Origin of the sequence: Nitrospira sp., from assembly GCA_030692565.1 — a bacterium.
Classification (GTDB): Bacteria; Nitrospirota; Nitrospiria; order Nitrospirales; family Nitrospiraceae; genus Nitrospira_D.
In genome coordinates this window covers 639,913-648,991 of sequence record JAUYAO010000058.1, presented here as the reverse complement: position 1 = coordinate 648,991, position 9,079 = coordinate 639,913, and the positions used below count along the sequence as shown (strand labels likewise).

Annotated in this window: 7 protein-coding genes; 1 reads left to right on the top strand and 6 read right to left on the bottom strand. The window is 57.0% G+C overall.

The window, feature by feature from the left end; genetic code table 11:
- Window positions 1-113: 113 nt before the first annotated feature.
- Both Q8N04_19875 and Q8N04_19870 read right to left on the bottom strand, forming a co-directional pair.
- On the bottom strand, window positions 114-728 hold the full coding sequence (locus Q8N04_19875; protein MDP3092937.1) for a hypothetical protein: 615 nt from the start codon (window positions 726-728) through the stop codon (window positions 114-116).
- A gap of 93 nt (window positions 729-821) precedes the next feature.
- Window positions 822-1,349 (bottom strand): hypothetical protein, encoded by a 528-nt coding sequence (locus tag Q8N04_19870; protein MDP3092936.1) that lies wholly within the window; start codon window positions 1,347-1,349, stop codon window positions 822-824.
- A 284-nt stretch (window positions 1,350-1,633) separates the two neighbouring features.
- Between Q8N04_19870 and Q8N04_19865 the strand changes: the two genes are divergently transcribed.
- Complete coding sequence (locus Q8N04_19865; GenBank protein ID MDP3092935.1) at window positions 1,634-2,335, top strand: Crp/Fnr family transcriptional regulator; 702 nt, start codon at window positions 1,634-1,636, stop codon at window positions 2,333-2,335.
- A 250-nt stretch (window positions 2,336-2,585) separates the two neighbouring features.
- Here the strand turns inward: Q8N04_19865 and Q8N04_19860 are convergent, their stop codons facing one another.
- The 4 genes from Q8N04_19860 to Q8N04_19845 all read right to left on the bottom strand — a co-directional run bounded on the left by Q8N04_19860 (window position 2,586) and on the right by Q8N04_19845 (window position 9,065).
- A complete protein-coding gene (locus Q8N04_19860) occupies window positions 2,586-4,145 on the bottom strand; it encodes a GMC family oxidoreductase (GenBank protein MDP3092934.1) in 1,560 nt (519 codons plus the stop codon).
- A gap of 32 nt (window positions 4,146-4,177) precedes the next feature.
- A complete protein-coding gene (locus tag Q8N04_19855; GenBank protein MDP3092933.1) occupies window positions 4,178-4,930 on the bottom strand; it encodes an aquaporin in 753 nt (250 codons plus the stop codon).
- A 125-nt stretch (window positions 4,931-5,055) separates the two neighbouring features.
- The gene (locus Q8N04_19850; protein ID MDP3092932.1) at window positions 5,056-7,662 is read right to left on the bottom strand and encodes a glucosidase; all 2,607 of its coding nucleotides are present in this window, start codon (window positions 7,660-7,662) and stop codon (window positions 5,056-5,058) included.
- Window positions 7,663-7,955: 293 nt separating this feature from the next.
- The gene (locus Q8N04_19845) at window positions 7,956-9,065 is read right to left on the bottom strand and encodes a glucose 1-dehydrogenase (protein ID MDP3092931.1); all 1,110 of its coding nucleotides are present in this window, start codon (window positions 9,063-9,065) and stop codon (window positions 7,956-7,958) included.
- Between the last annotated feature and the right edge of the window lie 14 nt (window positions 9,066-9,079).

Sequence of the window (9,079 nt, the reverse complement as noted above, 5' to 3'; positions counted from 1 at the left end):
TCCCCCCAAACCGATCACAATTCCACTCATTGGCACACGTATCGGCCACACCCTTCGGCGGCGGACCGAATCGCTGCTGGTCCTGCCGTGAATCTACGTCTTGTCACGCATGGTCAGCCATTACTCGGACAGGCTCCTAGCGGGAACGTGAACCAGAGGTGCTCGTAGACCCGCTCTTCGCCATCCTCTGTCGTGAAGAGCAAGAGTTCCCACAAGCCCGCGTTCAAACAGTTGCGAGCGAGATCCACACGGGTCAGTGCCCGCTGCTCGAACCCGTCTCCGCCTTCGCGTACGTCAAGATGGGGTGAGGGTCGAGTGAATCGGACCTGTTGCCGGTTCCATTCTCGGTCGATCAACCCGATTTTCGTCAAATCCATGTCGCTTTTGGCCCAAGGGGGAACTGCCGCAACGAAATGCGCGAGATCGACATCGGTGAGCTCGATGGCCGCAGCCTGCGGCGTGGCGGGTTCCAGACGAATGCGAAAGCGGGTGCCGTCGAGTTGTTCGACAATCAATTGCCGGTGAGAATACGTGCCGAAGACCTGGCTCGTCTTCTCCGGATTTTCGGGATAGGCGTCTTTCGAGAATGCCGTAAGGGCAACAGCTTGCGGAGTCCTGGCGCTGTAACGATTTGTAAGCCAGACGAGGCTCGCAATCACGAGGATCACGAGACATGCGAGCGACGCGAAGACTATTCGTTTCTTGAATCGATGAGCCTGTGTGGGCAAGGCCTGCGTCCTCCGTGAAAGAGAGGGGTAAACAGCATGCGGTGATTGTATCGGAATGGATGCCGCCTCCGCTATCATCACCGATAGGGAAGGTTAATAGACGGGTGACTGCTGCGTTCGAGGTGCCCGAGGGGCTGAAGGGCGTGCTTGTCCGAACGAGAGTTCGCCGCTGGAATAGGTGCTTCCGAATGTCTTCACGAGTTCGGCCACCTGCCGCAGAGCCGATTGCACCTCTTCTCGACGGAGGGGCGACAGGGGATGAATATAGGCCGCATAGACGAGGCCATTGCTCGTCGCGTAGCGCACATCCAGCGCGGAGTGGAAGTTGGCATCCAGCATCCGCTTCCGCTGCTGGTCCGTCAGTTGGGCCTCCGGTCCGATCGGCGCGACGATCCGCATGCGGTCGTGCGGCAAGCTGGCGAGCAACGCCATCTCAACACCAGCATAGGTGAATCGCCATTGGCCGCTCTCTCCCCTAAGATCCCCTACCGTCTCATTGAGAATCCCCTGCAGGATTCCCATCGTCATCGCGGGGGATGCCTGGATGGTGCGTTCTTGGGAAAACGCTCGGCCAGCGCCCAGCAGACTGACGCCGGCAAGCACCAGCAACCCGATTATCATAGGCCTACTCATCATTTACTCTTTCCTAATCCGTTCCCCACCCTCATAACCGGGGAAGCCATGCCGCAGTAGGTTCACCAGAACTGTAAGCCACCTTACAGTTCCGTGGCCTTTCTTTATGTAGATAGAAGATCGCTGCCTCTGCCGACACTCAGGGAGCATGAGGCGCGGCTTATGTGCACACCCCTGAAGCCATGGTCTTCCACTCACCTCCGACGGGACAGACCTATTGCTTTACCGTGCCTGCCTGAGTAACCTAGGGACTCCTCACGTGAGTTGACTCTATGGACCATTCGCAAATCATCCCGAACAAACTCTGGTACCTCAAGCACATTCATTTGTTCGACGGGATTTCTCCATCTGAGATGCAGGAGATGGAAAAGATCACTCGCATGGAGGAGGTCAAGAAGCGGCAGCCCTTGTACCTTCCTGGAGACCCGAGCAGCAGTGTGTACCTCCTCAAGCGAGGGCGCGTGAAAATTGCCAACACGGCGCCCAACGGAAAAGAAGTGACCTTCGAGATCTTAGAGGCGGGAGATGTCTTTGGAGAACTCGACGTGCTGCAAGACGCTCCTCGCTCGACATCGGCCGAGACTCTCGATGATGCGCTCATTTGTGTGATTCCACGGAAGGATTTCGATCAGTACTTGGCCATGCATCCCAACGTGACGATCAAACTAACCAAGCTGATCGGCCTGCGGCTCAAGAAAATCCAGAGCCGCGTTGAAGATCTCGTCTTTCGCGAGGTGCCAGCTCGTCTGGCCCACTTGCTCTCGGAGCTGGGCAAAACCGAAGGAGCTGCGGACAAGCAAGGTGTCCGTCTCAAAGTAAAGTTGACCCACCAGGAAATGGCCAATCTGATCGGCTGCAGCCGTGAAACCGTCAGCACCACCATGGGACAATTCAGAGACGACGGCCTCATTCAAATGGATGGCAGGACGATTACCATTCTGAGCGAGAAGGGGTTGTCCAGGCTCCTCGGCTGAACTGGTTTTCGCACCCCACTCGACCGGCATCCTATCAGCTTATCTCCAGCCCATCCCCTTAGTCCGAAGTTCGCCCTCCCCCTCGACGCACTATCGCCCTTCTTGAGTCGCGAGCCAATTCGACAGGGCCGCCAAATTTGTACCGCATAGCAAGGCGACCTCTGTTATGTATGTCACTTCTCACGATAGTCCTGCTGGGGGAACGGTTATTCTCTTTCATCGAACATCCTGCAGCCGGCTGGGGGGAGCGTCATGGCAGGTGAGCTCCAAGCCTCTCCAAGATGTGATCTCCCACCCGCATGGCATTCGCCATGATCGTCAAGGAAGGGTTCACTGCGGTGCTGGACACGAAGAAACTGCCATCCACCACGTATAAATTGTCCAGATCGTGCGCCTTGCAGTTCACATCCAGGGCCGACGTTTTGGGATCGGTCCCGAACCGGATCGTTCCGTTCTGATGCGCCGTCCCTGCGAGCGGAATTCTCTTGCCTAAGTAGAGTGACGTCGGGATCAGGTGCTTCTCGCAACCGAGTGCGCTCAGCATATCTTTCAGTTTGGCCGTAAGCCGTGCGTGGCCTTCATCGTTGTTCACCGTGTAATGCAGGGAGATCTCACCTTGCTTGTTCAGCAGGACACGGTTATCGGGGTCCGGAAGGTCCTCAGAGGTCAGCCAGAAGTCGATGGAATGTTTGGCCATCTGATCCAGCACCATTCCAGGCGCGAACGCCGGAGCGCCGGAGCGTAGCTGTTCGAGGTCAGATTTCCCAAGCATCTGTATGTGCCCGAGTGGGTAATCCCAATCGTCGGCGCGAAAGTAGAAGTCGTTGATCGCCAGAGTTTTTTGAAACACAGTGGGATTCTCGTGTTTCGACAACGCTAGGAGTGCGCTGTTGTTATGGCACATATAAAAACGTCCTACCGCGTCCGAGGAGTTAGCCATACCCCTTGGATGCTTGTCGTTCGCCGACCGCAAGAGGAGTGCCGCTGAGTTGATGGCCCCGCAGGACACCACCACAATGCCCGCCGTATATTCCTCAGACGCTCCATCACGAGTCACATGCACCTTTGTGATTTCCCGCCCGGAAGGACTGACCTCCAACCGGGATACATAGGCATGCGTCAAGAGGGTCACCGTGGAATGAGTCAACGCCGGGTCGACGCACGTAATTTGCGCATCGGATTTGGCGTTCACCAAACAGGGGTAACCATCGCAGGTGTTGCACCGAATACAGGGACTCGCATCTGGGCGGTCTTCATTCAAGCGAATCCCCAAGGGAAGGGGAAAAGGGTGGTGTCCCATCCGCTTCAAGTCATCATGTAATTCCTGAATCCGTGGCTCATGTTTTACGGGTGGGTAGCGGTACTGTGCGCTGACTGGCGGGCCGGTCGGATCGATGCCATGCTCGCCATGAACCTGATAGAGGTGCTCGGCCTTGGTGTAGTAGGGTTCGAGATCCTCATAGGCAATCGGCCAGGCTGGTGAGATCCCACCATGATGCCGAATCGCTCCGAAATCTTCCTTGCGAAAGCGCAGCAAGGCGGCGCCGTACACTTTGGTATTGCCACCAACATAATAATGAATCCCCGGATGGAATATCTCTCCCTCTTTATCTTCCCAGTTACAAGTCGCCTTGTACCGATTCTCTACGAAGACAGACCTCGAGTCCCAATTGTCTTTTTCGCGTGGCAGGTATCCGCCTCGCTCTAGAAGCAGGATACGTTTGCCGGAGAAGGCCATATGATGGGCCAGCGTCCCGCCGCCTGCGCCCGTGCCAATGATGATGACGTCATAATGATGGTCGCTCGACATAGACACACCTCACTGGACTGTATCTCGTACCTTCACGTCAGGACCGCCGTATAGCCACAGTGGAAAATGCATCGCGTGGCATGGCTGTGGTGCAGCTTGGCGCAGATCACTGCGCCAAGCCCCTTGATCCGCACATACAACTCCGCGGCCAGAAGCATGCCCGCGGGGGGCGCAATCATGTACAGCCAAAATCCGGTCCATTGCCACGCCGGCAGCGCTGACGCGAACGTTCTCGCCGGATTCATGCCAAACCCCGAGAAGGGGGCTTCGACGATGACGTAGGCCGCCACTAATAGGCCGGCAAAGAGTCCCGTCAAGGGAGCCAAACGATCGTGATTCATGGCTATCAATAGGACAACCATGAGGATAAAGGCGATCGCAAGTTCCGCCATGAAGGCGACAACCACTCCACTGTCCCCCGGGACGGTGACGACGTAATTCACGGAAGGGTGCGCCATGTAGTTGCCGATAAACAATGCGGGCAGTCCCACGCCCACGAGGCCGCCCGCACACTGAGCCAGGACATACAAGATGGCGTCCCACCGCGTCATCTTTCCCAATCGATAAAATGTCAGTGTGACTGCCGGATTGATGTGCGCGCCAGACCGCTTGCCCCACGGCGAGTAGATAATGCCGATAGCCGTGAGCCCCATCGCCAGGCCCATGGGAATGCGGCGATACAACGGATTATCGATGGCGGCCCGAACAGGCGACGAAGGATGCTCCATCACGGTCGCAAACACGACGGCAGACAGCATGAACAGTCCCAGCCCGGCTGCTTCCATAAGATATTCCGGCCAGTGGCGTCTAAGCGCGTCCCGCATTCCGCTTCTCGCACCGTTCCAGCGCTGGCCCCATGACGCGCCCCTCAGTGAGCGCACAGGGCTGGGCGCCGTCAGGCGGTCTTCCATTATTCTCCCGATTGTTCGAGCAATTTGGCGACCAACCCCGTCCACCCGGTTTGATGACTGGCTCCCAGTCCTGCGCCGGTCTCCCCATGAAAGTATTCATGGAATTGGATGAGGTCGCGCCAGTAGGGGTCATGGCGAAGCATGTCAAGCCCTCCATCCACCGGTCGTTGACCGGTGCCATCACGGAGGAAAATATGGTTCAGGCGCCGGGACAGTTCCGCAGCCACTTGCCACAAGGTGCGGGATTGTCCCGAGTCCGTCGGGCAATCGACCGTGAACGAGTCGCCGAGAAAATGATGGAACTTCTGGAGCGACTCGATCAACAGATAATTCACGGGGAACCAGATGGGCCCTCGCCAATTCGAATTCCCTCCGAAGAGGCCCGTCGTCGATTCCGCCGGTTCATAGTCGATGCGGTGCTCGGTTCCATCAATGTGAAGCCGGTAGGGATGGTCGCGATGATATTTGGAGAGGGCGCGAACCCCGTAGGGGGAAAGAAACTCTCCTTCATCCAAGAGGTACCGCAACACTCGTGGGAGTCGCTCCGGATCGACGATGGACAACATCCGGCGCACTGACCCGTCCGGTAACGTGGTGGTGCTCACGTGGCGGCGGAACTCCGGCTGATTCTCGATAAACCACATCATCCGCCGCTTGAAATCCGGCAGCGCGTCCACCACGTCCGGCTCCAGAGTCTCGACGGCAAAGAGCGGGAGCAATCCGACCATGGACCGCACTTTCATTTGCTGATGATGGCCATCCGGGAAATGCAGGACGTCATAGTAAAATCCGTCGTCCTCGTCCCAGAGGGACAACCCATCCTCGCCACGATGGTTGATGGCGTGCGAGATGTGCACGAAATGCTCCAGGAATTTGCTGGCCATATCGGCATAGGCCTGATCTTCTTGCCCCAGCTCCAGCGCGATGGCAAGCATGTTCAGGCAATACATCCCCATCCAACTCGTGCCGTCCGACTGATCGATATGCCCGCCCATAGGCAATGGCGCGGAACGATCGAAGAGGCCGATGTTGTCGAAGCCTAAGAACCCGCCTTGGAAAATATTCCGGCCTTCCGCATCCTTGCGATTGACCCACCAGGTGAAGTTCAACAAGAGCTTTTGAAACACCCGGGCCAAAAAGGTGCGATCGCCCTTGCCGCGGAGGCGTTTTTCGATCTTGTACACGCGCCAGGCAGCCCAGGCATGGACGGGAGGATTCACATCGCCGAAGGCCCATTCATAGGCGGGAATTTGCCCGTTGGGATGCATGTACCATTCGCGCAAAAGGAGGACGAGCTGTTCCTTGGCAAAATCAGGATCGACAAGGGCCAGAGGAATGCAATGAAAGGCCAAATCCCAGGCGGCATACCAGGGATATTCCCATTTGTCCGGCATGGAGAGGATGTCTTCGTTATGCAAATGTTGCCACTCACGGTTTCGTCCCTGACGATGTCCCTCGGGAGGAATCGGGCCGGCCGGATCGCCGCGCAGCCATGTCCGCACGTCGTAATGATAAAATTGCTTGCTCCATAGAAGACCTGCAAAGGCCTGCCGCTGAATATTGCAACCGTCCTTCGACAGGCTATGAGGCGCCCGGGCGGCATAGAATTCGTCGGCTTCCTGTTTTCTCGCAGCAAAGATCCTGTCGAATTCTTCTCCCTGCATCCCGTCGGTCGGTGGCTTGTTCGTCAACCGCAGTCGATAGGTCGCCTGTTCTCCCGGAGGAATTAGGGCATGATAATGCGCGGCCGCCTTGGTCCCGACACCCTGAGGGTTGACGGCGTCCGCCTTGCCATGGATGACATAGTCGTGAAACGCGTCTTTCACGTACGGCGTGGCATTCGCCATGCCCCATAAGCGCTGCACGTTGGTTTCATTTTCCGCAAACAACAGTTCAGGAGTGGCATCGCACAACAGCCAGCGAGGACCATATTGCTCATGATCTACGTTGATCACCATGGCATCGCCTAAGGCGTTGTCCCGTTTGAGTATGGGACGGTAGGACTGGTCTCCCCACGACCAGGTGTTGCGGAACCAGAGGGTGGGGAGCAGGTGCAGATCGGCCGCCTCCGGTCCTCGATTGTGGACGGTGATGAGAATCAGGATATCCTCATGGGAGGCCTTGGCATATTCGATAAAGACATCGAAGTAGCGATTGTCGTCGAACACACCGGTATCACGGAGTTCATATTCCCGATCCTGTTTCCCGCGCCGCCGGTTTTCTTCGACGAGCTTGGCGTAAGGGAATTCAGTTTGCGGATATTTATAGAGAAACTTCATGTAGGAATGCGTCGGCGTGGAATCGAGATAAAAATACGCTTCCTTGACATCTTCCCCATGGTTGCCTTCGTTGCCAGTGAGGCCGAACAGACGTTCTTTCAAAATGGGATCACGGCCATTCCAAAGGGCGAAAGCCAGGCAGATTTTTTGGTGGCGGTCGGAAATGCCTCCGAGGCCGTCTTCTCCCCACCGATACACCCGAGAACGGGCATGATCGTGCGGGAAAAACTCCCAGGCAGTGCCGTCAGGACTATAATCTTCACGGACGGTGCCCCATTGCCGCTCGCTCAGGTACGGCCCCCACCGCTTCCAATATACGGTCCGCAATCGGGATTCCTCCAACCGCTGCTCTTCACTAATCGAAGCGAACGATGTTGCGCGCGGGGCTGTCTTCCCCTTTGCCTTGGAACGTGCCTTAGCGGATGTCTGAGGCGGCTGTGGATCCTTCCGCGTTGTGATGGGCTGCGGAGCAGCGTTGGGCGAGATGCGTTTTTTCGACATGGACTTCATAGGCTTGGATGACGTGGTTCGTTCCCTCTGTAGCAAGATGCAGGAAAAGCATGGAGAATGCGGGCTGTCGCTTCAGGGGCGCCGCTTGAGACCAGCGCCGGCCTCGCCACTCAATTGGGAAACGGAGCCACATTCACGAACACCTTAATGGCGCCTTTCGTGTCCGTCAGGGTGCGCATCATGTCCTGATATCGATCCAGCCCTTGGATGGGATGGGTCAAGAGCTTCGCTGGCCAACCAGGCCACTGCAGCTGCGCATGGGCCAAATCTTTGACTCCCATTTCAAAGTATTCGCGATTGGCATTCACCGTTCCCACGACCACTTTGTTGCCCAGAACAAATCCGAGATTGATGCGATCCCCCGGTACCTCGACGGACCGTCCCCCTCCCGATACCCCCGATAACACCAAGACACCGTTTTTCCCGAGAATGTTCATCGCCTCAAAAACTAGCGATGCCACACCGGTGGCTTCGAAAATGAGATCGTAGGGTCCATGGTCGTGTGCGGCCGCTGAGAGGGAAAGATCCTTCGTACTGTGATAGCAGCCGCCAATTTCTTTGACGAGATCGGAGTTCAAATAAGGCGGTTTCGAGAGCGCGAATGTGCAGACCTGGATGCCTTTCAAGCGCAGCGCCATGGTGGCCAGTAGTCCGATGGGCCCCGCTCCCAGTACCGCCGCCCGCTTCGGTCGCCAAACACGCAGCCGTCGCTGTATCTCAAAGGCCTGGGCGATCCCTTTTTCAATAACGCTGGTCGGTTCGAGCAGAACACCCTCTCCCTTCAACCCCGGCGGAACCTTGACGATATACTCCGCATCGTCCACATAATATTCCGTCAGGAACCCATGGCGTAGATTGATGCCGCGTTCGAAATACTGGTCATCCGTCGTCATATCGTAGGTTCCGATCTGGTCGTACAGGCTGGTGCCGGGACGGCGCACCGTCGCCACGACAAAATCGCCCGGCGCCAGATCCATCACGTTCGAACCAACCGCCTCGACGACGCCGAAACTTTCGTGGCCAATGACCAGAATCTGTTCGCCCGGAGGCGCTGCGCCATACTCGGCCGCATTGATGTCCTTGTCTGTCCCATCGACGCCGACACGCAACACTTTCACCAGGACCCCGCGCCCATCAGGAATATCGGTGAGGCGTGGATTGGGAATATCGGCCAGATGCACACTGTTGGCCTGCCCGGGAATCACGGCAATCGCTTTCATGAGTCACTCCTTCG

What these genes read in the sequence shown, in the direction of transcription:
- Q8N04_19870 (MDP3092936.1), bottom strand. Translation starts at nt 1,349, where the DNA reads ATGATAATCGGGTTGCTGGTGCTTGCCGGCGTCAGTCTGCTGGGCGCT.
- Q8N04_19865 (MDP3092935.1), top strand. Translation starts at nt 1,634, where the DNA reads ATGGACCATTCGCAAATCATCCCGAACAAACTCTGGTACCTCAAGCAC.
- Q8N04_19860 (MDP3092934.1), bottom strand. Translation starts at nt 4,145, where the DNA reads ATGTCGAGCGACCATCATTATGACGTCATCATCATTGGCACGGGCGCA.
- Q8N04_19855 (MDP3092933.1), bottom strand. Translation starts at nt 4,930, where the DNA reads ATGGAAGCAGCCGGGCTGGGACTGTTCATGCTGTCTGCCGTCGTGTTT.
- Q8N04_19845 (MDP3092931.1), bottom strand. Translation starts at nt 9,065, where the DNA reads ATGAAAGCGATTGCCGTGATTCCCGGGCAGGCCAACAGTGTGCATCTG.